Source organism: Jatrophihabitans sp. YIM 134969 (genome assembly GCF_054456675.1).
Genome location: NZ_JBTJEQ010000026.1, coordinates 23,127 through 47,713, shown reverse-complemented (window position 1 = coordinate 47,713; position 24,587 = coordinate 23,127). Strand labels below are relative to the sequence as shown.

General features: G+C 73.5%; 13 protein-coding genes and 1 pseudogene. 12 read left to right on the top strand and 2 right to left on the bottom strand.

Features of this window, described 5'->3' with window-relative positions; genetic code table 11:
* The first annotated feature begins 11 nt into the window (after positions 1-11).
* On the top strand, positions 12-692 hold the full coding sequence (locus tag ACXR2U_RS14580; RefSeq protein WP_458825784.1) for an HAD family hydrolase: 681 nt from the start codon (positions 12-14) through the stop codon (positions 690-692).
* A 4-nt stretch (positions 693-696) separates the two neighbouring features.
* Positions 697-1,626 carry a DUF389 domain-containing protein gene (locus ACXR2U_RS14575; protein ID WP_458825783.1) on the top strand — a complete coding sequence of 310 codons (930 nt, stop codon included), beginning with the start codon at positions 697-699 and terminating at the stop codon, positions 1,624-1,626.
* A gap of 42 nt (positions 1,627-1,668) precedes the next feature.
* Here ACXR2U_RS14575 and ACXR2U_RS14570 read toward each other — a convergent pair whose 3' ends face one another.
* Complete coding sequence (locus ACXR2U_RS14570) at positions 1,669-4,872, bottom strand: M36 family metallopeptidase (RefSeq protein WP_458825782.1); 3,204 nt, start codon at positions 4,870-4,872, stop codon at positions 1,669-1,671.
* Positions 4,873-5,181: 309 nt separating this feature from the next.
* Between ACXR2U_RS14570 and ACXR2U_RS14565 the strand changes: the two genes are divergently transcribed.
* The gene (locus ACXR2U_RS14565) at positions 5,182-5,784 is read left to right on the top strand and encodes a winged helix-turn-helix domain-containing protein (protein ID WP_458825781.1); all 603 of its coding nucleotides are present in this window, start codon (positions 5,182-5,184) and stop codon (positions 5,782-5,784) included.
* Positions 5,781-6,998: pseudogene (locus ACXR2U_RS14560) on the top strand (MFS transporter); the annotation flags it as partial. The gene ACXR2U_RS14565 and the pseudogene ACXR2U_RS14560, both read left to right, overlap by 4 nt.
* Here ACXR2U_RS14560 and ACXR2U_RS14555 read toward each other — a convergent pair.
* Complete coding sequence (locus ACXR2U_RS14555) at positions 6,953-7,978, bottom strand: RecB family exonuclease (protein WP_458825780.1); 1,026 nt, start codon at positions 7,976-7,978, stop codon at positions 6,953-6,955. The pseudogene ACXR2U_RS14560 and the gene ACXR2U_RS14555 overlap by 46 nt on opposite strands.
* Positions 7,979-8,063: 85 nt before the next feature.
* Here ACXR2U_RS14555 and ACXR2U_RS14550 point away from each other — a divergent pair, with 85 nt between their 5' ends.
* From ACXR2U_RS14550 to ACXR2U_RS14515, 8 genes are all read left to right on the top strand, one after another.
* Positions 8,064-9,203, top strand: coding sequence for a site-2 protease family protein (locus ACXR2U_RS14550; RefSeq protein ID WP_458825779.1), 1,140 nt, complete (start codon positions 8,064-8,066; stop codon positions 9,201-9,203).
* The gene (locus tag ACXR2U_RS14545) at positions 9,200-10,054 is read left to right on the top strand and encodes a tRNA (adenine-N1)-methyltransferase (protein ID WP_458825778.1); all 855 of its coding nucleotides are present in this window, start codon (positions 9,200-9,202) and stop codon (positions 10,052-10,054) included. The genes ACXR2U_RS14550 and ACXR2U_RS14545 overlap by 4 nt, the downstream gene beginning before the upstream one ends.
* A gap of 105 nt (positions 10,055-10,159) precedes the next feature.
* Positions 10,160-11,926 carry a proteasome ATPase gene (gene arc / locus ACXR2U_RS14540; RefSeq protein WP_458825777.1) on the top strand — a complete coding sequence of 589 codons (1,767 nt, stop codon included), beginning with the start codon at positions 10,160-10,162 and terminating at the stop codon, positions 11,924-11,926.
* Between the two features lie 262 nt (positions 11,927-12,188).
* Positions 12,189-20,303 carry an RHS repeat-associated core domain-containing protein gene (locus ACXR2U_RS14535; RefSeq protein ID WP_458825776.1) on the top strand — a complete coding sequence of 2,705 codons (8,115 nt, stop codon included), beginning with the start codon at positions 12,189-12,191 and terminating at the stop codon, positions 20,301-20,303.
* Between the two features lie 26 nt (positions 20,304-20,329).
* A complete protein-coding gene (locus tag ACXR2U_RS14530; protein WP_458825775.1) occupies positions 20,330-21,442 on the top strand; it encodes an N-acetylglucosamine-6-phosphate deacetylase in 1,113 nt (370 codons plus the stop codon).
* Between the two features lie 108 nt (positions 21,443-21,550).
* Positions 21,551-22,471 carry a hypothetical protein gene (locus tag ACXR2U_RS14525; protein WP_458825774.1) on the top strand — a complete coding sequence of 307 codons (921 nt, stop codon included), beginning with the start codon at positions 21,551-21,553 and terminating at the stop codon, positions 22,469-22,471.
* A gap of 80 nt (positions 22,472-22,551) precedes the next feature.
* On the top strand, positions 22,552-24,087 hold the full coding sequence (dop, locus tag ACXR2U_RS14520; protein ID WP_458825773.1) for a depupylase/deamidase Dop: 1,536 nt from the start codon (positions 22,552-22,554) through the stop codon (positions 24,085-24,087).
* On the top strand, positions 24,084-24,557 hold the full coding sequence (locus ACXR2U_RS14515; protein ID WP_458825772.1) for a YdeI/OmpD-associated family protein: 474 nt from the start codon (positions 24,084-24,086) through the stop codon (positions 24,555-24,557). The genes dop and ACXR2U_RS14515 overlap by 4 nt, the downstream gene beginning before the upstream one ends.
* Positions 24,558-24,587 lie beyond the last annotated feature (30 nt).

The following is a 24,587-nucleotide window of genomic DNA, read 5'->3' as shown; positions in this document are numbered from 1 at the left end:
CGGTCTGGACAATGGACGACGTGCTGGCGGCCGTGCTGTTCGACATGGACGGCACCCTCGTCGACAGCGAGAAGGTCTGGGACGTCTCCCTGCTGCGGCTCGCGGACCACCTCGGCGGCGAGCTCACCCCGCAGTTGCGCGCCTCGTTGGTCGGCAGCAGCCTGCCCGCGACCATCGCGACCCTGCACGCGGCGTTCGGCGTGGCGGACTCGGTCGACCCGGCCACCAGCGCCGCGTACCTGCTCGACGAGACGGCCGTGCTGTTCCGCGAGGAGATCGAGTGGCGCCCGGGGGCCAAGGAGTTGCTCACGGAGCTCGACGCCGCCGGCGTGCCGATGGCCCTGGTGACCGCGACCGTCCGGCGGCTCACCGACCTGATCCTCGACGCCATCGGCCGTCACTGGTTCACCGCCACCGTCTGTGGTGACGAGGTCGAGCACCAGAAGCCCGCGCCCGACCCCTACCGGCGCGCCGCCGAACTGCTCGGCGCGAATCCGTTGCACTGTGCAGCGATCGAGGATTCCGAGAACGGCACACGGTCGGCGATGGCCGCGGGGTGCGCGACCCTCACGGTGCCCTGCGACGCTCCGGTCCCGGACGGCCCCGGCCGTCACTTCGCCACCTCGCTGACCGAGGTCGACCGGGCGTCGCTCGAGCGGCTGGTCGACGCCCACCTCGCCGCCCGCGGTTGACCCCGTGACGGTGGTGCGGTTGCGGCTGGTCTGCCTGCCCGACGCCACGGCGAGCGCCCTCGCGGTCCTGCAGGCGTCGCCGGGTCTCGCGTCGATGACCGTGCATCCCGGTGGTGCCGTGATCCCGCGCGGCGACGTCGTGACGGCCGACCTCGCCCGCGAGTCGCTCGATGCCGTCGTGGCCGGGCTGCACCGCCACGGGTGTGTCGACCGCGGCGAACTGTCCTGGGAACCGGTGGAGACCGCCGTGGGCGCGCTGGTCCGCGACGCCGAGATCCGGGCACCGGGCGAGGGTGTCGACGCGCTCGTGTGGGAGGAGCTCGCCGCCCGCACCGACGAGGACTCCCGTCTCTCACGGACGTATCTCGCGTTCATGGTCGCGGCGACGGTGCTCGCCGCCATCGGCGTGGTCACCGACTCGGTGGTCGCGGTGGTCGGGGCGATGGTCGTCGGTCCGGACTTCGGTCCGCTCGCCGGACTCGCGGTGGCGACGGTCCGACGAGACGCCCGGGCCGCACGTCGCTCGGGCGTCGCCGTGGTGGTCGGGTTCGTGGTGGCCATCGTCGTCACGGCCGCCTTCGTGCTGGCCCTGCGGGCGCTCGGGCTGGCTGATGTCGGTGACGTGCGCACCAGCGACCAGACCGAGTTCGTCTACCACCCCGGGTGGCTCTCCCTGGTCACCGCGCTCGTCGCCGGTGTGGTCGGCATGGTCGCGCTGACCTCGGGGAGGTCCGCGACGTTGCTCGGCGTGTTCATCTCGGTCACCACCATCCCGGCGGCGGGGTACATCGCCACGGCCCCGGTGTTCGGCTTCTGGTCGGCGGCCGCCGGGTCCCTCGGCCAGCTCGGCCTGAACCTGGTCGGCATCGAGGTCGCGGCCCTCGCGGTGCTGTGGGCCCGTAGCCGCTCCGCCCGCGCCCCCCGTGGCACCTGACGCGGCGCGAGGGGCGTGGGCCGGACCGTCCGGGGACGGGTTCTAGCGGGTGTCGGTCGCCCGCACCGTGATCTCGACGTCCGCGCCGAGGTAGAGCTGGGTGAGGACGTACACCGCGCCCGGCGGGATCGACGTCGACTCGTCGGTCGCGGCGGTCGCCGACGAGCCGACCAGCGCACACGACGAGTCCAGGAAGTACAGGTCGACGTCGTGCCCGAGCGTGGCCTCGGCGCCACCGGTACCGCTCACCGTCACCGTGTGCCGGCCGTCGCCGAAGCCCGCCGGCAACGTCGTGACCCAGCCGTCGAGCCCCTGCGAGGTCGGGGGAGCCGAGCACGACGACGTGAACTCGGTGCCGGTCACGCCGAACACGTTCGCGAGGCCGGTCGGGTCACCCGCCGCCGGGTTCGGTGCCGCGATCGTGCCGGTGTCCGTGAACGGCGGATCGGTGACCACGGTGCCGTTGCCGACGGGTCCGGACGCCCCGAACACCTCGACGTCCGCGACCTGGGCCTGGGTCGAGGTCTGCCCGAGCGTCGCGTCGACGACGAAGCGGACGTACGTCGCCTTGGTCGGCTTGGCCAGGCGGAACGTCGTGAAGTTCAGGTCCGGCGCGGTGGGGCGAGGCGCTCGGTAGCCGAACCGGCCCGCGAGCGCGTTCGACCACGACTTCCCGTCCCTGGAGGTCTGCACCCGGAAGGCCTTCACGGCGTCGAACCGCGAGGCGGTCGTGGCCTTGAACGCGCTGACCCGCACCGACGACACCGTGGCGGCCGTCGCGAGCTTCACCACGACCGTCCGCGGTCCCTGTTCGGCGATCGTCGTCTCGCTCGGCGCGGTCGACCAGGTCGAGGCCGCGGAGTCGTCGAAGGCGAACCGCGCGGGCGAACCCGGGTCCTCGCTGTTGGTGGAGACCACCGTCGCCCCGAGCGCGGTCGAGGCGAGGTTCGGTGCCAGTTCGATCCGCAGCGTCGGGTTCGCCCCCGCCACGACCGTGGCCCGGACGGTCTGCACCCCGAAGCCCGCGGCCTGGATCGTGACCGGGTAGGTCGCCGGGGTGGCGGTCACGGTGAGGCCGCCGGTGGTGCCGGTGCGTCCGAGTTGCGAGACCCGCGCCTCGAACTTGCCGAGGACGACCTTCGCGCCGACGACCGGCGCCGCGGTGGTCGCGTTGACCACGACGATCGGCAGCCGGCCGTTCGCGGACGCGGTCGGCACGTCGAACGCCGGGACGGGGTCGACGTCGTCACCGGTGCGGGAGATCGCGGAGAAGCCCGCGCCCCGCTTGGCGAAGACCCGCCAGATGAGCGCGGTGTCCTGCCCGGCGTAGCGGTCCAGATCGGCCGACAGGATGCCGTCACGTGCGTCGAGGAACGACGGGTCGGGTGCGGTGAGCGGCATGCCGTCGGTGACGATCCGCGCGGCGCGCTCGGCGCCGGCCGCCGCGCCGTACTTCGCCACCAGTGCCTTGCGCAGGTCCCAGAGCATCGCCGTCCAGATCTCGCCGTCGGCGTGCACCTCGGGGCCGGTGAGGTCGTAGCCGATGTCGCCGAACGTCAGGGGGTTCTGGTCGTAGTCCCAGTTGCGGATGCCGGTCACGGTGTTGCCCGTGACGTACTTGCCGACGACCGGCTTGGACTGCAGCCCGGCGTTGAACAGGTGGTTCAGCGCGTACCAGTCCGACCAGCCCTCACCCATCGAGCCGGCCTGCTGCGAGTTCAACGCCGAGCCGCCCGCGACGTACCGGGTCGAGAGCCCGTGGGTGTACTCGTGCTGGATGACCGAGGCGTCGAAGTCGCCGTCGGAGTACCCGCCCTCGAAGGAGTCGTCGATCGGCTCCCACAGGAACATGCCGCTCCACGGGGGGATGCCGTCGTCGAGCGTGAGCATGTAGGCGTTGTCACGGCCGGTGTACGTCGGTGCGCCGCCGGACGCCGCGCCCGCCTGCACGAGGCCGAGGACCGGGTCGCCGCCCATCCCGCCGGCCGTGCCGTTCGAGACCTGGAAGTTGCCGGCGGTCTCGGTGAAGCCGAGGCGGTAGTACTCGTCGTGGATGCGGTTGTGCTGGTAGAAGAGGTTGGTCGCCGCGGCGTCGACGTCGAGCGCGTACGACGGCGGGACGGTCTGCCCGCCGGTCGCCTTCCACTGGTTGGTGTAGGGCTGGTCGAAGTGACCCAGCGGGTCGACCGGACGCGGGCCCATGTCCGCGGGCACCAGGTAGTTCGACCAGTTGGCGTAGGTGTTCGCGTTGTTGCCGAGCGTGGTCACACCGGTGCCGAGCAGCCCGGTGGGATCGACCCAGCCGGCAGGTGACTCCGGGGTGGGACCGAACGAGCGGACCACCGGTGTGCCGCCCCGGGCCGCGCCCGGGTAGTTGTCGTAGACCGTGCCGTGGGGGTCGAACTCGTGCGCGACGGCCGAGGTCCGGAACAGTTCCGCTCCGGTCACGGCGTCGACGACGGTGTCCCAGGCCTGGTCGCCCGCCTTCACGAACAACACCCGGAACGCGGCCCGCGGGCCGGAAGCCGTTCCGAAGACGGCCTTCTTGACGTAGCTCCCGGCGAAGAACGGACCGGCGGCGAAGTGGGTGTAGCCGGCCACCCGGTCGACCACGGTGGGCACGAACGTGACCCCGGGCGCCAGCCGCTTCGACACGCCGAGCAGCACCGACGGCAGGGGCTTCGACCACGTGCCGCTCACTGTTGCACCAGGCAACGGATTGCCCGTGTACGACAGCACCCGGCCGTCGCGGGTGACCGCGACGTTGAGCCGACCGCCCTGGGCCGCGGTCACGCCCTGGTAGACCTGCGCGAACGTCACGACGTGGGTCCCGGTGACGGGCAGGGCGTGGTCGCGCACGACGGCGAGGGTGTCGACCTGCGCTCGGGTCAGACCGAGGGCGTCGGAGTGCGACCAGCTCCAGTCACGGGCCGTGTCGACCGCGGAACCCGACCTCGGTCCGGTGAGGTACCCGCTCGCGGCGCGGACGGATCGCAGCGTGCCGAGTTCCGGGTTCCAGGAGGCGCGCGTGCCCGTCGCGCCCGCGGCCGCCGCGGTGGCGAGCAGGCTCTGCAGCCCCGCGACGGCGGCCGCGGTCGGGGCCACGTGCGCGCCCCGCCGGACGTCGACGGTCGTGTCCGACGGCGGGGTCACGCCGTCGACCACGGCCGTCGCGGGCGGGGCGACGACGGTGACGGCGACCGCCACCCCGGCGGTGAGGACCGCACCGGTCACGGCGGCGAGCACCCGGCGGACGGTGCGACGGGGGGCGGGACGAGGGACGGACGAGGACACAGGCTGCTCCGGAGGGGACGGTCCAGTGGGGGAGGGCGTGACGACGCGGCGCTGCGTGGTGTGCCCGTGGCAACGAGCGATTCACGGGTGGGACACGCCCGGTTCTGATCTCCTCCTGATCTTGCGTTGACCTTGCGGATCGACTCACGCGCACCACACGACTCTCCCGGCACGGCGGACGAACCGGACTCCCCTTCGGTACCAAGACCCGTTTGCAAAGAGACCTGTGCAAAGAGTTCTTTGCACGCTACGGTGGCCACCATGGCCGACGCACCACGTTCCGAGGACCGCACCCCGCCGAGCGGCGAGGTCCGGGTCGACGTCACCAACCTGCGCGGCGTCGCGCACCCGGTGCGGCTGCGCGCGCTGGGGCTGCTGCGGCGCAACGGGCCGGCCACCGCGTCCCAGCTCGCGTCCCAGATGGGGGAGTCGAGCGGGTCGTTGAGCTACCACCTGCGCCAGCTGGCCGCGCACGGTTTCGTCGTCGACGACGAACGTGAGAGCACCGGCCGCGAGCGGTGGTGGCGGGCGGTGCACCGCAGCAGCCGGTACGACGACACCGAGTTCACCCCCGACGAGCGCATCGTCGGTACCGAGTACCTGCGGGTGGTCGGGCAGGTGTACGCCGACCGGATCCGGCGCTTCGCCGACCACTGGGACACCCTCGACGACGAGGTCGGGCCGGGATACGGCCAGGCCGCCACGATGTCGGACTGGATCCTGCAGCTCTCCCCGGAGCGGGCGCTCGAACTCCGGAAGGCCGTCGAGGACCTCATCGGCTCCTACCGCGACACCCCGGACACCGGCGAGGACGTCCTGCCCGTCTCGGCGCTGTTCGTGCTCACCCCCGGACGCAACGCGTGAGCGGGGGGCGGGGCGGCCTGGTCGGCCTCTTCACCGCGGACGGCATCTCGACGCTCGGTACCCGGATGTCGGCGCTGGCCGTGCCGTGGTTCGTGCTGGTCACGACCGGCAGCGGCACCGCGGCGGGGGTCGCGGCGTTCGCCGAACTGCTCCCGTACGTCACGGCCCAGGCGCTCGGCGGCCCCGCGATCGACCGGCTCGGCGCGTGGCGGACCCGGATCGTCGCCGACCTGGTCGCGGCGGTCGGCGTCGCGCTGGTCCCCCTGCTGTGGGCCGTCGGCTCGCTGCCGTTCGGTGGCCTGTGCGCGGTGCTCGCCGTGGTCGGGGTCGCCCGGGGCTTCGGCGACACGGCGGGCTACGTCCTGCTCCCCGGACTCGTCGACACCGCCGGCACCCCGATGGCCCGCGCGACGGGCCTGCACGACGGCGTGCGACGGATCGCGCAGCTGACCGGCGCCCCCGTGGCCGGCGCGCTCATCGCGGTGACCTCGGCGCCCGCGGTGCTCGTGATCGACGCCATCAGCTTCGCCGCCGCCGCGCTGGTCGTGCTGTCGACCGTGCCGCGGTCGGCCCAGCCGGAGCGCGCGCCGCGGCCCGCCGCACCCGTCGCCTCACCGGTACGGACCTACACCCGCGAGTTGACCGAGGGCTTCCGCTTCCTCGGCGGCGACCGGTTGCTCCTCGGCATCGCGGTGATGGTCACGGTGACGAACATGATCGACCAGGCGTGGGGCTCGGTGCTGTCGCCGGTGTGGGCGCGCGACGTCGCGGGCAGCCCCGTCGCGCTCGGACTGATCGCGTTCGTCTTCGGGCTGTCCGCCGTGCTGGGCAACGCCCTGGCCGCCTGGCTCGGACCGCGCCTTCCCGGGCGGCTCACCTTCGGCGTGGGGTTCCTGCTCTGCGGGGCGCCGCGACTGGTGGCGTTGGCCCTCGCCACCACGATCTCGCCCGTGCTCGTCGTCGTGGCGATCGGTGGGGCCGGCGCCGGGGTGCTGAACCCGATCCTCGGCGCGGCCGAGTTCGAGCGGGTGCCCCGGGAGCTGCAGGCACGCGTGCTGGGCGCGACGAACGCGGTCGCGTGGGTCGGGATGCCGTTCGGCGGGCTGCTCGCCGGGCTCGGGGTCGACCACGTCGGGCTGGTGCCGACGCTGTGGACCGCGGCCGCCCTCTACTTCGTGACGACGCTGGCGCCGTTCGTGTTCCCGGTCTGGAGGGAGCTGGACCGGCCGTCCACACCCGCGCCCGAACCCGCACCGGAGCCCGCGGTGGCGGTCGGCTCGGAGAACTCGCCCGGGGTGGGGTCGGTGTTCTCGGGGTAGGGCGGCGGCGTCCCACCCCACGCCGGGCACAGGTCCCGGAACGAGCACCACCCGCACTGGAACCCGCGGTGCGGCCGGAAGTCCCCGCTCGAGGCGGCCTGCTCGATGGCCGCACCGATCGCCGTGAGCGTGCGCCCGAACGCCTCGAGCTCGGGGGCGTCGGGGGAGTAGCGCAGCGTGTCGCCGTCGGCGAGGTAGACCAGCTGCAACACCGAGGGGACGACGCCGCGCAGCTTCCAGAGCACGAGCGCGTAGAACTTCATCTGGAACAGGGCTCGCGCCTCGAACGCGGCGCGGGGTGACGCCCCGGTCTTGTAGTCCACGATCCGGATCTCGCCGGCGGGGGAGACGTCGATGCGGTCGACGATGCCGCGCAGCAGCAGGCCGTCGTTCTCGACCTGGACCCGTTCCTCCCGCGCGGCGGGCTCGATCCGGGTCGGGTCCTCGAGCCGGAACCAGGTGGCGAGCAGGTCGGCCGCGGAGGCGAGCCAGGCGTGCAGCTGCGCCTCGCCCGAGCCCGGCACCTCGGGCAGGTCCAGTTCCGCGGCCAGCTGCACCGCGATCGGCGTCTCGGCCGCGGGCGGGGCGAACAACGCGGCCAGCCCGGGTTCGCGGGCCAACTGGTCGGCCCACGCGGGTTCCAGCAGCGCCTGGGCCGCGGCGAGCGTGCGGTCCGGAGCCGGGAGGTCGAACAGCCGCTCGAGGACGCTGTGCACCAGCGTCCCGCGCGCCGCCGCGGGCGACGGCGTCTCGGGGAGGTGGTCGACGGTGCGGAAGCGGAACAGCAACGGGCAGGACTTGAAGTCCGCGGCCCGCGACGGCGAGAGCGACAGCAGCCGCCTGCCCTCGCGCACCGCCCCGTCGTCCGTCGACACGAGGGTCACGGTAGGCGGGACCACCGACACGGCCGCCGCCCCGAACCGGTCACGGCCGTCCGGACGCCGTCCGTAGGCTCGCCGTGTGCCGAAGTCCCGCGAGCGTCAGCCGACCTCGCGCGGGCTGCTGCCGGTCGGGCGGTTCTTCGGCGTGCCGCTGTACTTCGCGCCGTCGTGGCTGCTCATCGCCGCGTTCATCACGCTCACCTACGCCCAGATCATCGACCAGAACGTCGACGACCTGGCTCCGGGGCTCGCGTACCTGCTGGCGTTCGGCTACGCCGTCCTGCTGGCGGTCAGCATCCTGTTGCACGAGCTCGGGCACGTCGCGGTGAGCCTCGCCCTGGGCAACCCGGTGCGCCGGGTGACGATCTTCCTGCTGGGCGGGATCTCGGAGATCGAGCGCGAACCCCAACGCCCCCGGGACGAGTTCCTGGTGTCGATCGCGGGTCCGCTGGTCTCGATCGTGCTGTCGGCGCTGTGCTGGGTGGGCTTCCACTTCTCGGCCGCCGGCACGATCGCCGCGGTGACCTTCGGGCTGCTCACGGTGAGCAACGCCGTCGTCGGCGTCTTCAACCTGCTGCCCGGGCTGCCGCTCGACGGCGGCCGGGTCGTGCGGGCCGGCGTCTGGGCGGCCACCGGGAAACGGCTCGGCGCCACGGTCGTCGCGGCGTGGGCCGGGCGCATCGTCGCGGTCGGCTTCGTCGTGCTCGTGGTCGTGCTGACCCGGGACGCCTTCAGCGTGCCGACCTTCGTGCTCTCGCTGCTGCTCGCGGGCTTCATCTGGGTCGGCGCCGGGCAGTCGCTGCGGGTGGCGCAGGTGCAGGCCCGGGTGCCGGGCGTGCGGGTCGTCGACCTCGTCCGGCCGGCCGTCGCGGTGGGCACCGCCACGCCCGTGTCGGAGGCGCTGCGCCAGGCGTGGGACACCGGCGCACGCGGCGTGGTCGTCCTCGGCCCGGACGGCCGTCCGGCCGCCCTCGTCTCGGAGGCGCGCACCGCTGCGGTGCCCGTCGACCGCCGGCCGTGGACCGCCGTCACCGACGTCGCCGTGGCCCTCCACCCCGGGCTGGTCCTGCCCGAGACCCTCGAAGGAGAGACGTTGTTGCACGCGGTCCAGGCCAGTCCCGCCGAGGAGTACCTCGTGGTGCGGGTCGACGGCTCCACGGTGGGGGTGCTCGCCGCGGCCGACGTCGCGGCGCGGCTGCAGGCAGGAGCGGGCCGGTGAGCGCGCGACCGGAGGGCATCTTCGCCGAGGGTGACCGGGTGCAGCTCTCGGACCCCAAGGGCCGGCTGCACACCGTCACCCTGCAGGCGGGGGCGATGTTCCACACCCACCGCGGGATGATCGCCCACGACGACCTGATCGGCGCGCCCGACGGCAGCGTCGTCACCTCGACCCGCGCCACGCAGTACCTCGCCCTGCGGCCGCTGCTCTCGGACTTCGTGCTGTCGATGCCGCGCGGTGCGGCCGTCATCTACCCCAAGGACGTCGCCCAGGTCCTGGTGTGGGGTGACATCTACCCCGGCGCGACCGTGCTCGAGGCGGGCGCGGGCTCGGGGTCGCTGACCTGCTCGCTGCTGCGGGCGGTCGGGCCGGAGGGGCGGGTGCTGTCGTACGAGCGCCGCGAGGACCACGCCGAGGTGGCGGTCGCGAACGTCACGACGTTCCACGGTGAGGTGCCGCCGAACTGGGAGCTGCGGATCGCGCCGGTCGAGGACCACCCCGAGGGCGAGACCGTCGACCGGGTCGTGCTCGACATGCTCACCCCGTGGGAGGCCCTGCCGACCGTGGCCGCCGCGCTGCGTCCGGGTGGGGTGTTCGTGGGCTACGTGACCACCACCACCCAGCTCTCGCGCCTGGTCGAGGCCATCCGGACGATCGGCGGGTTCACCGAGCCGCACGCCTGGGAGAACCTGCTGCGTGACTGGCAGGCCGAGGACCTCGCCGTGCGTCCGGCGCACCGCATGGTGGGTCACACCGCGTTCCTGGTCAGTGCCCGGCGGCTGGCCCCGGGCGTGCTCGCGCCGCCCCGCAAACGGCGTCCGAGCACGACGGTCAACAGCCCGGAGGAGTGACGCCGCGCGTCACGAGTGTGTTTCCCGCCGTGTTCGACACGAGCCCGGACGAGGTCCGTGTGTAGGGTGACATCTCGCGGAAGTGAACGTCCGGAGGTGCCCAGAATGGCAACCGAGCACGACGAATTCGCCCGTCGGGGCGGCAGTGGACACGATGCTGCCGACGCGCAGCACCGGCTCGCGTACCTCGAGCAGGAGATCGAACTGCTGCGCGCGCGTGCGGCCGAGTCGCCGCGCCACCTGCGGCTGCTCGAGGAGCGGCTCGCCGAGGCCCAGGCCAAGGTCGCGGGCCTGTCCGACCGCAACGAGCGCCTCACCGACACCCTCCGGGAAGCCCGCGACCAGATGGTCGCGCTCAAGGAGGAGATCGACCGGCTCGGGCAACCGCCGTCGGGCTACGGCGTCTTCCTCGAACGTTTCGAGGACGACACCGTCGACATCTTCACCGGCGGCCGCAAGCTGCGCGTGGCGGTCTCGCCCGAGGTCGATCTCGACGCCGTCGGCCGCGGCCAGGAGGTCATGCTCAACGAGGCGATGAACGTGGTCGCCGCGCGCGGCCACGAACGTGTGGGTGAGGTCGTCGTCCTCAAGGAGGTCATGGAGAGCGGCGACCGCGCGCTCGTCGTCGGCCACACCGACGAGGAACGCATCGTCTTCCTCTCCGACCAGCTCATGGGCGGGCGGCTGCGCGCCGGCGACTCGCTCATGATCGAGACGCGGAGCTCCTACGCCTACGAGCGGGTGCCCAAGAGCGAGGTCGAGGAACTCGTCCTCGAAGAGGTCCCCGACATCGACTACTCCGACATCGGCGGGCTCTCCAGCCAGATCGAGGCCATCCGCGACGCCGTCGAGCTGCCGTTCCTGCACGCCGACCTGTTCGTCGAGCACCAGCTGCGCCCGCCGAAGGGGATCCTGCTGTACGGCCCGCCCGGCTGCGGCAAGACGCTCATCGCCAAGGCCGTCGCGAACTCACTGGCCAAGCAGGTGGCGAAGGTGCGCGGCGAGGAGAGCGGGCGGTCGTTCTTCCTCAACATCAAGGGCCCGGAGCTGCTCAACAAGTACGTCGGTGAGACCGAGCGTCACATCCGCCTGGTGTTCCAACGGGCGCGGGAGAAGGCGTCCGAGGGCACGCCGGTCATCGTGTTCTTCGACGAGATGGACTCGATCTTCCGCACGCGCGGGTCGGGGGTGTCGTCCGACGTCGAGAACACGATCGTGCCGCAGTTGCTGAGCGAGATCGACGGTGTCGAGACCCTCGAGAACGTCATCGTCATCGGCGCCTCGAACCGCGAGGACATGATCGACCCGGCGATCCTGCGCCCGGGCCGACTCGACGTGAAGATCAAGATCGAGCGCCCCGACGCCGAGGCCGCCCGCGACATCTTCAGCAAGTACATCCTGCCGGGCCTGCCGATCCACGCCGAGGACCTCGCCGAGCACGGCGGCGACGCCGACGCCACGGTCGCCGGGATGATCCAGCACACCGTGGAGCGGATGTACACCGAGTCCGAGGAGAACCGCTTCCTCGAGGTCACCTACGCCAACGGTGACAAGGAGACCTTGTACTTCAAGGACTTCAACTCCGGCGCGATGATCCAGAACATCGTCGACCGGGCCAAGAAGATGGCCATCAAGGACCTGCTCGAGACCGGCCAGCGCGGCGTGCGCGTCCAGCACCTCATGGCCGCGTGCGTCGACGAGTTCCGCGAGAACGAGGACCTGCCGAACACCACCAACCCCGACGACTGGGCGCGGATCTCCGGCAAGAAGGGCGAGCGGATCGTCTACATCCGCACGCTCATCACCGGCGGCAAGACCGGCGACAGCGGCCGTTCGATCGACACCGTCAGCAACACCGGCCAGTACCTGTAGCCCCCGCACGCGACCCCGACGGGCGCGCGCCCCGGATCCGTACGGGGTGCGCGCCCGTCGTCGTGTCGGTGCCCGAACCCGGTGGAAACCGTGCGTCACGGCGGTCCGACGACCTTCCGGACCACCCGGACAGGGGCCTTGCTTTTCTGTCAAGTGCCGGTGAAGATTCGCCGCGCCGCCCTGTTCGGGGCCCGGAGGTCCGCTGCACTCGGAACCCGGTCGCCGTGGTCGGACTCTGCCGACCGCTGCCCCGGGGGACCTCTTGCCCGCTCTGCTCCGTCTGACCCGTGTGCTGCCCGCTGGACGCCGGCGCGTCACCGCGATCGGGGCCGTGGTCGCCGTCGTGGCGGGCGTGGTCACCGCCGTCGCCGCCACCGGGACGGCCGGGGCGGCCGTCACGCCGAGCGCGCTGGCGTTCACCACCCAGCCGGGCGACGGCGCCCCCGGCACGGCCCTCGCGGCCCAACCGGTCGTCACCACCACCGACGCGAACGGCGCGAAGGTCGCCTCGAACGCCACGGTCACCCTCACGCTCACCGGCCCCAACGGCGGCGCGCTGCCCCGGACCGCGTCGCTCGGCTGCACCGCGAAGAGCCTCGCCGCCTCCGACGGCGTCGCGACGTTCGCGGCCTGCAAGGTCGACCGCGGCGGGGTGTTCACCCTCACCGCCGTCGACACCGTCGACAACCTCAAGGTCGTCAGCGCGAGCTTCTTCGTCTCCGGCCCGGCCGCACTGACGTTCTCCACCGCCCCCGGCGGCGGCACCGCGGGCGCGGTCTGGGCGCGTCAGCCCGAGGTGACCGTGGTCGACGGCAAGGGCGCCACCGTGCCCGGCGCGACCGGCGCGATCGCGCTCGGCGTCACCGCCGGCACCGGCGCCGCCGGGGCCGCGCTCACCTGCACCAACCGCAGCGTGACGCCCACCAGCGGCGTCGCCACCTTCGCCGGCTGCAAGGTCGACCGGTCGGCCACCGGCTACACCCTCACCGCCGTCGACGCGACCAACCTGCTCTCGGCCACCAGCGCCGCGTTCACCGTGACCTCCGGCCCCGCCGCGGCCCTCGCCTTCACGACGCCGCCGACCGACACCGCGGGCGGTGCGGCGTTCCCGCGCTCCCCGGTGGTCACGGTCCGCGACGCCGCGGGCAACACCGCGGTCGGCAACACCGACCAGGTCACGCTGGCGCTCGCGGCCGGCACCGGCACGGCCGGCGCCACGCTCACCTGCGCCGCCGTCCGGGCGGTCGACGGTGTCGCGACGTTCCCCGCGTGCTCGGTCGACCGGGCGGGCCGCGACTACGTCCTGGTCGCCACCGACTCGGCGTCGGGCCTCACGGTCCGCAGCGCACCGTTCGCCGTCGGGTCCGGCGACGCCACCGGCCTCCGGTTCACGACCCAGCCCGGCGGTGGTTCCGGTGGCGCGGCCTTCGCGACCCAGCCCGCCGTCGCCCTCACCGACGCCGGTGGCAACGCCGTCCCGGGGGCCGTCTCGCTGTCGATCGTCGCCGGCACCGGGGCGGCGGGCGCCACGCTCACCTGCGCCGCCAACCCGACCGCTGCCGTGGCGGGTCCCGCCGCCTTCGCCGGCTGCGCGGTGTCCACCACCGGCACCGGCTACAAGCTGCGGGCGACCTCGGGGGCGTTGACCGCCGACAGCGCGGCCTTCGACGTCGCCGCGGGCGGCGTCGACCACCTCGCGTTCCAGACGTCGCCGGGCGACGGCACCGGCGGCACGGCGCTGTCCACCCAGCCGGTCGTCGCCGTCGGCGACGCCGGCGGCAACCCGGCCGCGGGCACCGTCACCCTCGCGATCGCCGAGGGCACCGGCACGCCCGGCGCCACGCTCACCTGCCCCGACGGCCCCACCGCGAGCAGTGGCGGCCTCGCCACCTTCGCGGGGTGCTCGGTCGACCGGACCGGTACGGGTTACCGCCTGGTCGCGACCTCGGGCACCGCGCGGGTGCAGAGCGCACCGTTCGACGTGAGCGTCGGGCCGGTCTCCCGTCTCGCCTTCACGACGTCGCCCGGCGGCGGCACCGGCGGCACCGCCTGGTCGACCCAGCCCACGGTGACGGTGCAGGACGCGGGCGGGAACACCGTCGCGACCGCGACCCCGACGATCGACCTGGCCGTCGTCGACGGCACCGGCAGCGGCGCACTGACCTGCACCGCGACCTCCCTGCCCGCGGTGCGCGGCGTCGCCCGCTTCGCCGGCTGCGCGATCGACCGCACCGCCTCGGCCTACCGGGTGCGGGCGAGCGCTGGCGGCCGCACGGTCACCAGCGAGCCGTTCGCGGTCGCCGCCGGACCGGTCGCCGCGCTGGTGTTCTCCGGCCAGCCCGGCGGATCGACCGCGGGCACCGCGGCCGCGGCCCAGCCCGCCGTCACGGCGGTCGACGCCGGCGGCAACCCGGTCGCCGCCCCGGGCCCGGTGACCCTCGCCCTCACGGCGGGAACCGGCGCGGGCGGCACGTTGGCGTGCGCGGCGAACCCACTGGGGGCCGCCCCCACCGCCGCGTTCTCGAACTGCCGGGTCTCCGGTGCGGGCGGCGGCTACACGCTCACGGCGACGTCCGGGACGCTGCGGGTCGAGAGCGCCCCGTTCGACGTCCTGCTCGCCAGCCAGGTGCCGCTCGGTGTCGCACCGACCGGCGTCGCCCCCGGTCAGACGTTCGGGGGCCGCGGGGTCGCGGTCAACCCGACCACCGTCGCCGACGGCGTCAACACGGGGACCGGCGCGCTCACCACGTCGGCCTCGGACCTCACGGTCGCGGGCATCGGGGTGCCGTTCCAGCTCGTGCGGACCTACACCTCGGCCGACACGACCGGAGGCGTGTTCGGCCCCGGCTGGACCTCGCTGTTCGACGCGAACGTCACCGTCGCCGCCGACCGCCGCACCGCCACCGTGCGCGACGTCGACGGTCAGCAGGTCGTCTTCACCGCGCGCCTGGGTCTCGGCGGGGTCGCCGGCTGGGTCGCACCGCCCTCGGCCCGCGCGTCGCTGACGTGTCTGCTGGTCAGCTGCACGGTCACCCGGTACGACGGCAGCTCGTTCACCACCACCAACGGCCGGGTCACCTCCCTCAGCGCGGTCAGCGGGCAGGGTCTGCGGCTCGCGTGGTTCCGCGACAAGGTCGTCGTCACGCTCACCACGACCGCCCGCACGCCGGTGGTCGTCACGGCCTCGCTCGACACCACCGGCCGGATCACGGCCGTGGCCTCGGCGACCCGGCGGGTGGCGTACGCGTACACCGGCGGTCTGCTCACCGGCGTCACCGACGTGCGCGGCAACCGCACCACCCTCGCCTACACCGGCGGCCGGCTGAGCCAGGTGACCGACCCGTTGGGGCACGCACGCCTGACCGCCTCGTACGACGCCGGCGGGCGGGTCGTCGCCACCACCCAGCCGGGCAGCACCCGGCACGTCGACACCACGTTCGACTGGTCGCCCGGCGTGAGCCGCCGGCACCCGCTGGTCGCGGTCCAGGGCACCGCGCAGCGCGTCACGGCGGTCGACGAGTACAGCGGGCTCGCGTTGGTGCGCCAGACCAACGAGGTCGGCGCGATCCGGCGGTACTCGTACGACGCCCGCGCCAACCTCGTCGCCGTGCAGGACCCGGCGGGGTGGGTGCAGCAGCTGAGCTACGACGCCGGCGACAACCTGGTCAAGACGGTCTCGCCGCTGTCGTCGACCACGGCCGTCGTGGAGACCAGCAGCTACGACGGCGCCCACCGGCCGTTGACGCGGACCGACGCCGGCGGCAACACCACGCGGTACCAGTACATCGGCAACACGTTGCTCGGTTTCGTGGCCCCGCCGGGCGTCCCGCTCGGCCAGGGCAGCAAGCTCCGGTACGACCTGCTCGGCCAGCTCGTCGAACTCACCGACCCGATCGGACGCGAGGTCTACCGGTACGACGCCGCGGGCAACCGCACCTCAGTGCAACGGTTCGACCAGCGCGGCACGCCGCAGAACGGCAACGGCACGCTCGCGACGTTCGACGAGGCGGGCAACCAGCTCACGTCCGTCGACCCCCGCGGCAACCTGGCCACGGTCGACCCCGCCTTCCGGACGACGTGGACCTACGACGCCGCCGGCAACCGCACCTCGCAGGCGCTGCCGGGCAAGGGCACGACGACCACGGCGTACGACGCCGCGGGCACCGTCACGAGCGTCACCGACCCGTCGGGCACGACGTCGTACGCGTGGGACGAGGCGTCGCTGACGCTGACCACGACCGCGCCGTCCGGCACGACCACGCAGACCTTCGACGCGTCCGGTCACCTGCTCGCGCAGACCGCGGCGGCGACCAAGCGCAGCACGGTGCACCAGTACGACGCGGCCGGCCGCGAGATCGCGACGACCGACCCGGCCGGGGTCACCTCGAGCTACACCTACGACGTCGACAGCCAGGTGACCCGGGCCGCCGACACGCAGGGCAACGAGGTGTTGACGCAGTTCGACGCGCTGGACCGGCCGGTCCGCACCGTCGAGAACGGCGTGACGACCAAGCGCAGCAGCTACGACGCGCTCGGGCACGAGACCGCCTCGTACGACGCGGCCGGTGCGCTGACCCGCACGACCTACGACGCGCACGGGATGATCACGTCGGTCGCCACGGCGGCGGGCACGATCACGCACCGCTACGACCCGACGTCGGACCTGCTGCTCCAGACGGTCGACGCCAAGGGCGGCAGCACCACGTTCACCTACGACGGCGCGGGCCGCCGCACCTCGCAGAGCCGGGCCGGGCAGACCACGACCTACGGCTACGACGCCGCCGGCAACGTCATCCGCACCACCGACCCGGACGCCCGCACCACCGTCACCACCTACGACGCCGCCGACCACGTCACCAGGAAGGTGTCGAGCCAGCCGGGCCAACCGAGTGTCACGGTGCAACAGTCCTTCGACGCCGCGGGTCGCCGCACGCAGCTCGTCGACGCCGAGGGCACGCACACGTACGGCTACGACGCGCGTGGCAACCTCGTGCGGGCGGACGTCGCGGGTGGCACGTTCGCCTACGACTACGGCACGCCCGGGCAGGTGCGCGAGACCTACCCCGACGGCACCGTCCTCACCTACGCCCTCGACGACTCCGGCAACCTCATGAGCGTCGAGACCGGCGCAGCGGGCACCGCGTCCCACGTCAAGGCGTCCTACGTCCGCGACGCCGACCGGCGCGCCACCGCGATCGCGTTCTCCAACGGCGTGCTCGAGAGCCGGACCTACGACGCCGCGGGCCGGGTCCTCGACCAGCAACGCCGCAACGGCACCGGCGCGCTCTCCGACGACACGTTCACCTACGACGGCCAGGGCAACCGGCTGAGCCAGCGCAGCACCGCGCTGGGCACCACGACGGCCAACCGCTACGGGTACGACGCCACCGGACGGCTCACGTCGTTCCAGACCGCGAGCGGCCCCGGCACCCTGACCGGCGGCATCGCCCCGACCCCGGCCGTCACCGCGCCCGCCTCCCCGGGCGACGACGAGACGACGGTGGCGGGCGACGCCGACGTCACCCCGGCGTTCGGGGTCTCGACCGCGGTGGACCCCGCGACCGGGCGGCTGACGACGTTGCGTTACGACGGCGCCGGCAACCGCCTGTCCAGCACGACGGGTGGGGCGACGACGGCCGCGAGCTACGACGCCGCCGACCGGCAGGCCACCGCGACCGGCCCGGGGGCGGTCGTGACCCGCTACGACCGCGCGGGCAACGTCACCCAGCTCGGCGCCACGACGTTCACCTACGACGCCGCCGCGCGGCTGGCCTCGGCGACGACCGCCGGCAAGACCGTCACGTACACCTACGACGGTGACGGCAACCGCACGTCGAAGACCGTCGGCGGTGCCACCACCCGGTTCGTCTGGGACGCGTTCGGCGACCTGCCGCAGCTCGCCCTCGAACGCACCGGCGGCGGCGACCTCGTGCGCCGTTACGTCAACGGCGACGGCCCGGTCGCGATGCAGACCCCGGGTGCGACCTTCTTCTTCCACCTCGACCCGGTGGGCAGTGTCGACGGCCTCACGGACGCGAGCGGCGCGCTCGTCGCGAGCTACTCCTACGACGGTTTCGGCAACGTCACCACCTCGGGCGCGAACCCGCCCGCGAACCCGCTGCTGTTCCAGGGGCAGTACCGCGACGCCGACACCGGCCTCTACTACATGCGGGCCCGCTGGTACGACCCGCGCTCGGGCCGGTTCACCCAGCGCGACCCGCTGGAGCGGCAGATCGGCCGGCCGGGGGAGTCGGCGTACGTGTTCGCCGCGAACAACCCGACCGTCAACACCGACCCGACGGGCCAGACCGAGGTGCCGGCCGCGGTGTACGGCGGCCACCGCGACGAAGCGACGAACGCCACGGCAACGGCCAAGCTCGGCACCACCGGCCTCACCCTCGGTGTCAAGGCCGTCGCCAAGTTCGGCGGCTACGCGGCCGCGGCACAGAAGGCCGCCGCGAGCGGTGCGGGAACGGCCGCCCAGGGCGCGTCGCGGGCCGCCCAGATCGGCAAGGGCCTCGCGGTCGCCGCCAAGGGTCTCGCCATCGCGGGCATCGCGCTGCAACTCGCCGTCGCGGTGTCGGACTGCCTGGAGCCCGACGTCTCCCGGTGCGTCGGCGCGGTCGTCGGTGTGGCGGTCAACATCGGTTTCACCATCCTGTGTTCGTTCGTCACCTCCGGCGTCGGATCGGCCGCGTGTGCCATCGCGGGCGCGGTCATCGGCATCGGCCTGCAGTACGTCATCACCGAGTTCGGGCCTGACATCGCCGCCGGCTTCGTCGTCGGCGCCACCTGGCTCGCCGACGGCGTGGTGTCCGTCGCGAGCGACGTCGCCGTGGCCCTGTCCGACGCCTACGACGCCGCCTCGACGTTCGTCACCGAGGTGGGCGGAGCGATCGTCGCCGGGTTGTCGGAGGCGACGACCGCGATCGCCAGCGGGTTCGACGACGCCCTGCGCACGCTGACCGACGCGGGCTACGCCGCCGCCGAACTCGCCGACGTGCTCGCCCACACCTTCGAGCAGGGCTTCGACGACGCCGTCGCGGGCCTGGTCGGGCTCGGCTACTCCATCGCCGACATCGCCGAGTCCGCCGCCGAGGTGTTCTCGGCCGCGGCCGACGAGGTGGCGTCCGCGCTGCGCCAGGGCTTCGCCTACACCGCGCTGCAGGTCGCCGGAGCCATCGCGCAGGTCTACGACCTCGCGGCGGCCGAGACCGCGAAGGTGCTGCAGGAGGTCGGGTACGCCGTCGACGAGGTCGCGGGCGTGCTGTCGTCGACCTACCACCTGGTGGCCGCGCAGGCGGCCGCCGTGCTCGACGAGATCGGGTACGGGTTCGGCCAGGTCGCGGGTGCGCTGCAGACGGTGTTCGCCCAGACCGACGCGGCGGTCGCGGGCCTGCTCAAGCAGGTCGGCGCCCTCGGCACCGAGGTCGCCACCGCGCTGCGGGACTTCTACGGCGACCTCGACGACGCCGCCGCGGCCGCCCTCGACGCCGCCGCGTACACCGTCGACCAGATCGCCGGCGCCCTGAAGTCGGCGTACGCGACGACGGCCGCCGCGGTGGTCGGGATCCTCGACGACCTCGGGGCGACCGCGGTGTCGATCGCCGGGGCGTTGCAGTCGACCTACGCGGTGGTGGCCACCCAGGCGGCGCTGCTGCTGAAGGAGGTCGGGTTCGTCGTCACCGACGTCGCGGACGCGCTGGTCTCGGCGTACTCCACCGCGGCCAATGCCACGGCCACGGCGCTCCGGGCCGTCGGCTACGCCGTCACCGAGGTCGCCCAGGCGCTGGAGACCACGTTCTCTCAGGCGGCGGCCGCGGCGGCCGGGGTGCTGCGCGACATCGGGTACGGCGCGGTCGCGATCGGTGAGGCGCTGAAGACCACGTTCGACCAGGCCGCGGCGGGTGCCGCCGCCGTGCTGCAGGGCATCGGCTACGGGGTCGGCGAGGTGACCGGCGCCCTGCGCGACGCGTTCACCCTCGCCGCCGCGCAAGCGGCCGACGCGCTGCGGTCGGTCTTCTCCGTCAACGCGGTCGCGGGTGCGCTGTCCACGGTCTACGCCCAGTCGGCCCAGCAGGTCGCCCAGATCTTCCGCGGCCTCGGGTACGCCGCCTCGGAGATCGCCTCGGTGCTGCGCGACGCCTTCGGGCAGGCCGCCGCGACGGTGGCTGGGGTCCTGAAGGCCATCGGCGTCGGTGCGGCGGAGATCGCCTCGACGTTGCAGAACACCTTCAACCAGGCGGTGGCCGACGTCGCGAACGTGCTGTCCTCGATCGGGTTCAACAACGACACGATCAACGCGATCGGCGGGGCGTTCGCGAGCTTCGGCCAGGACGTGGCCGACTGCTTCACGAGCTTCTTCACCGACTGCTGACGGCCGAGGACTGCTAGACCTGGAGCGTGGGGCGACGGCTGGGCGTGGCGGCGGCGCTGGTCGGTGACCGGCTGCTGCCCGGCGACGTGACGGTGGCCGACGGCCGGGTCGAGGCGGTGGGGCTCGCATCGGCCGGCCGTACCGGTCTGGCGGTGCCGGGCCTGGTCGACCTGCAGGTCAACGGCTACGTGGGGGTCGACGTCGCCGGTGCCACGCCGGACGGACTGCGAGTGCTGCGCCGTGCCCTGGCGCGGGACGGGGTGACGGCCTTCGCGCCGACGGTGGTCACCGGCCCGTTCGCCGCAACGTCGGCCGCACTGGCGACCGTTGCACAGTGCATCGACGAAGCCGGTTCGGCGCGCGTGCTGGGGGTGCACCTCGAGGGACCGTGGCTCGCGCCCGAACGGCTGGGGATCCACCCGGCCGCGCACCGCCGCGACCCGGAGGGCGACGCGGCCTTGCTGGAGCGGTACCTGACGGCCGGGCCGGTGCGGATCGTGACCCTCGCGCCGGAGCGACCCGGTGCGGCCGCGTTCGTCGAGCGGTTGGTCGCAGCGGGCGTCGTGGTTTTGCTCGGGCACAGCGACGCCACCGTCGACCAGGCACGCGCGGCCTTCACCCTCGGGGCGGCCGGGGTCACCCACCTGTTCAACGCCATGGCCCCGTGGCACCACCGGGCACCCGGGCTCGCCGGGGGCGGACTCGCGCACCGCGGCGCCGTGCTGACCGTCATCGCCGACGGCCACCACCTCGCCCCCGAGGTGCTGGCCACCGCGTTCGCCGCCGCGCCCGGTCGGGTCGGGCTCGTCACCGACGCCACGGCCGCGGCCGGGATGCCGGACGGCGCGTACGTCCTCGGCGAGGTGCCGGTCACGGTGACGGGCGGCGTGGTCCGCGGCGCCGACGGCATCCTCGCCGGCAGCGCCGCCACGCTCGTCGGGTGCGTGCGGCACACGGTCGCCGCGGGCGTCGACCTCACCGTCGCCCTCACCGCCGCGACCCGCGTGCCCGCCGACCTGGTCGGGCGCCCCGACCTCGGCCGTCTCCACCCCGGCGCCCCCGCCGACGTCGTGGTGCTCGACGACGCCCTCGAGGTGACGTCGGTGCTCATCGGAGGCGCGCCCGTTCCCGATCACTGATCGGATCCGAGCGCCATGTCGCGAAGAACCGATCACTGATCGCGGGCGGTTGTCCACAGATCGCGACGTGCCGAGGCGAGAGGTGTCTCCAGCCGCCAGGGTGGCGGGATGCCGTTCGACGTCGTCGTCACCCACGACCCGCGGGTGCGGACGGGGGTGGCCACGACGGCCGGGCTGCTGGCGGCGGGGATCAGCCGGGCCGACGTCGCGACCGGCCTGCGCAGCCGCCGGTGGCAACGGCTCGGGCGCGCCGTCGTCCTGCACAACGGCCGCCCGACCGACCGCCAGTGGCTCGAGATCATGCTCATCAACGCGGGCCGTCGGTCGGCTGTCACCTCGTACACCGCGTTGGCGTTCGGCGGGCTGCGGGGCTGGCGGCGGTCGGCGTGGCACGTCGCCGTGCCGGTCGGGACGTCGGTGCGGCAGGTCCCCGGCGCGCAGGTGGTGGTCCACCGGGTCGTCGCCTGGGCGGAGGTCGAACGCGCGCCGCGGCAACCCCGCGTGCACGCCGTGGCCCCGGCGGCCGTCCTCGCGGCGAGCGGTGAGGAGTCCGTGCGGTCGGCGTGCGGGCTCCTGGCCGCGGTGGTCCAGCAGCGGTTGGCGAGACCCGCGCGCCTGATGGACCTGGTCGTGGCCACACCGAACCTGCGGCACCGGGCCGCGCTGATCGCGGCGCTGCACGACATCGGCATGGGCGCCGAGGCACTGTCGGAGATCGACTTCGCCCGGCTGTGCCGGCGCGCTGGCCTGCTCGAGCCCGTCCGGCAGGCGGTCCGGGTCCAGCCCGACGGCCGCCGGCGCTACCTCGACGTCGAGTGGCGCCGCCCCGACGGCACGCCGCTGGTCGCCGAGATCGACGGTGCGCTGCACCTGCGTCCCGAGAACTGGTGGGACGACCAGTTCCGTCAGAACGAGGTCGTCATCGGACGCGGCACCGTGCTCCGGTTCCCGGCCGTCGCCGTCCGGACCGGCGACCCGCTCGTCGTCGACCAGCTGGTGCGGGCGGGTGTACCGCGTCGGCATCACTGATCGATTCCTCGCGACATGTCGCCACGGATCGATCACTGATCGGCACGGTGTGCGGCGCGCCGACCCGTAGCCTGGGCACCGTGACGGTGCAGCGGGTCATGGGCGTCGAGGTCGAGTACGGCGTGGCCCTGGCCGGGAACGGCGCGGCCAACCAGATGCTGCTGTCCAGCCAGGTCGTCAACGCCTACGCGTCGACGTTGCCGGCGGGGCGGAGCAGGCGGGCGGCGTGGGACTTCGAGGAGGAGTCGCCGCTGCGTGACGCCCGCGGGTTCGACCTCACCCAGGGCGCGCGGACGGCCGTCATGGCCGAGTTCGTCGAGGCCGAGGAGGACGCGGGGATGGCCAACGTCATCCTCCCGAACGGCGCGCGCCTCTACGTCGACCACGCCCACCCCGAGTTCTCCACGCCCGAGGTCACCAACCCCCTCGACGCCGTCCGCTTCGACAAGGCGGGGGAGCGGGTGATGGCCCGCGCGGCCGACCTCGCGAGCGCCGCGCCCGGCAGCCAGGGCCGGATCAACCTCTACAAGAACAACACCGACAACAAGGGCGCGAGCTACGGCGCCCACGAGAACTACCTCATGGCCCGGTCGACGCCCTTCGCGGCGATCGTGCGCCACCTCATCCCGTTCTTCGTCTCGCGCCAGGTCGTCACCGGCGCCGGCCGCGTCGGCATCGGGCAGGACGGCCGCACCCCCGGCTTCCAGATCAGCCAGCGCGCGGACTTCTTCGAGGTCGAGGTCGGGCTCGAGACCACGCTCAAGCGCCCACTGGTCAACACCCGCGACGAGCCCCACGCCGACGCCGACCGCTACCGCCGCCTGCACGTCATCATCGGCGACGCCAACCTGGCCGAGATCTCCACGTTCCTCAAGGTCGGCACCACCAGCCTGGTGCTGGCCATGATCGAGGCCGACTTCCTCACGAACGACCTCGCGGTGCAGAACTCCGTGCGCGAACTGCACGAGGTCTCCCACGACCCCGGCCTCACCCACGCGGTCACGCTCGCCGACGGCCGCACCATGACCGCGCTCGACCTGCAGGGCGAGTACCTGGAGCGGGCCCGCAAGTTCGTCGACGACCGGCTGGGTTCGGACGCCGACGCCCAGACCGTCGACGTCCTCGACCGGTGGGAATCGGTGCTGACCCGACTGGCCGACGACCCGATGCTGCTCGCGGGTGAGCTCGACTGGCCCGCGAAGTTGCGCCTCCTGCAGGGCTACCGCGACCGCGACGGCCTGGAGTGGGACAACCCGCGCCTCGCCGCGGTCGACCTGCAGTACGCCGACGTCCGTCCCGACAAGGGCCTCTACAACCGGCTCGTGGCGGCCGGCCGGATGACCACGCTGCTGGACCCGGCGGTGTCCGTCACGGCCGTCGACACCCCGCCCGACGACACCCGCGCCTACTTCCGCGGCGAGTGCCTCAAGCGGTACGGCAACGCGGTCGCGGCGGCGAGCTGGGACTCCGTCATCTTCGACGTCGGCCGCGACTCGCTCGTGCGGGTGCCGATGCTCGAACCGCTGCGCGGCAGCCGCGCGCACGTCGGGGAGTTGCTCGACCGCTGCCCGACCGCCGCCTCGCTCATCGACGCCCTGGTCGGTCCCCGGCCGTGACGGCCGAGATGGCCTTCGACGTCGTCCTGCAGGCGGGTGGGCCGTCGGGTCGCAACCTGATGATCGAGCTGCCGAGCGACCCCAAACCGGTGTTCGGTACCGCCCGCGCCAAGGTCACCGCGCAGCTCGACGACCACCCGCCGTTCGCCACCACCCTCGCGGTGATGGGCGGCAAGAACCTGTTCGGGCTGAGTCAGGACCGCATCGCCGCCCTCGGCGTGACCGCGGGCCAGACCGTCCACGTGCGCCTCGTCCACGACGCCTCCTCGCGAGAGGTCGAGGTGCCCGCGGAACTGGCCGCCGGGTTCGCCTCCGACACCGAAGCCCGCGCCGCGTTCGACGCGCTCACCGCGTCGCAGAGGAAGGAGTTCTGCCGGTGGGTGGGGGAGGCCAAGCAGCAGACGACGCGGGACACCCGCGCGACGACCGCCGTCATCCGGCTGCGGGAGGGCCACCGCACACCCCGCTGACGGGCGACGGTCGGACCCGCTGACTAGGGT

Bases quoted from the DNA above. Each gene is read 5' to 3' on its own strand.
- ACXR2U_RS14580 (WP_458825784.1), top strand. From the start codon at position 12: ATGGACGACGTGCTGGCGGCCGTGCTGTTCGACATGGACGGCACCCTC.
- ACXR2U_RS14565 (WP_458825781.1), top strand. From the start codon at position 5,182: ATGGCCGACGCACCACGTTCCGAGGACCGCACCCCGCCGAGCGGCGAG.
- arc (WP_458825777.1), top strand. From the start codon at position 10,160: ATGGCAACCGAGCACGACGAATTCGCCCGTCGGGGCGGCAGTGGACAC.
- ACXR2U_RS14525 (WP_458825774.1), top strand. From the start codon at position 21,551: ATGCCGTTCGACGTCGTCGTCACCCACGACCCGCGGGTGCGGACGGGG.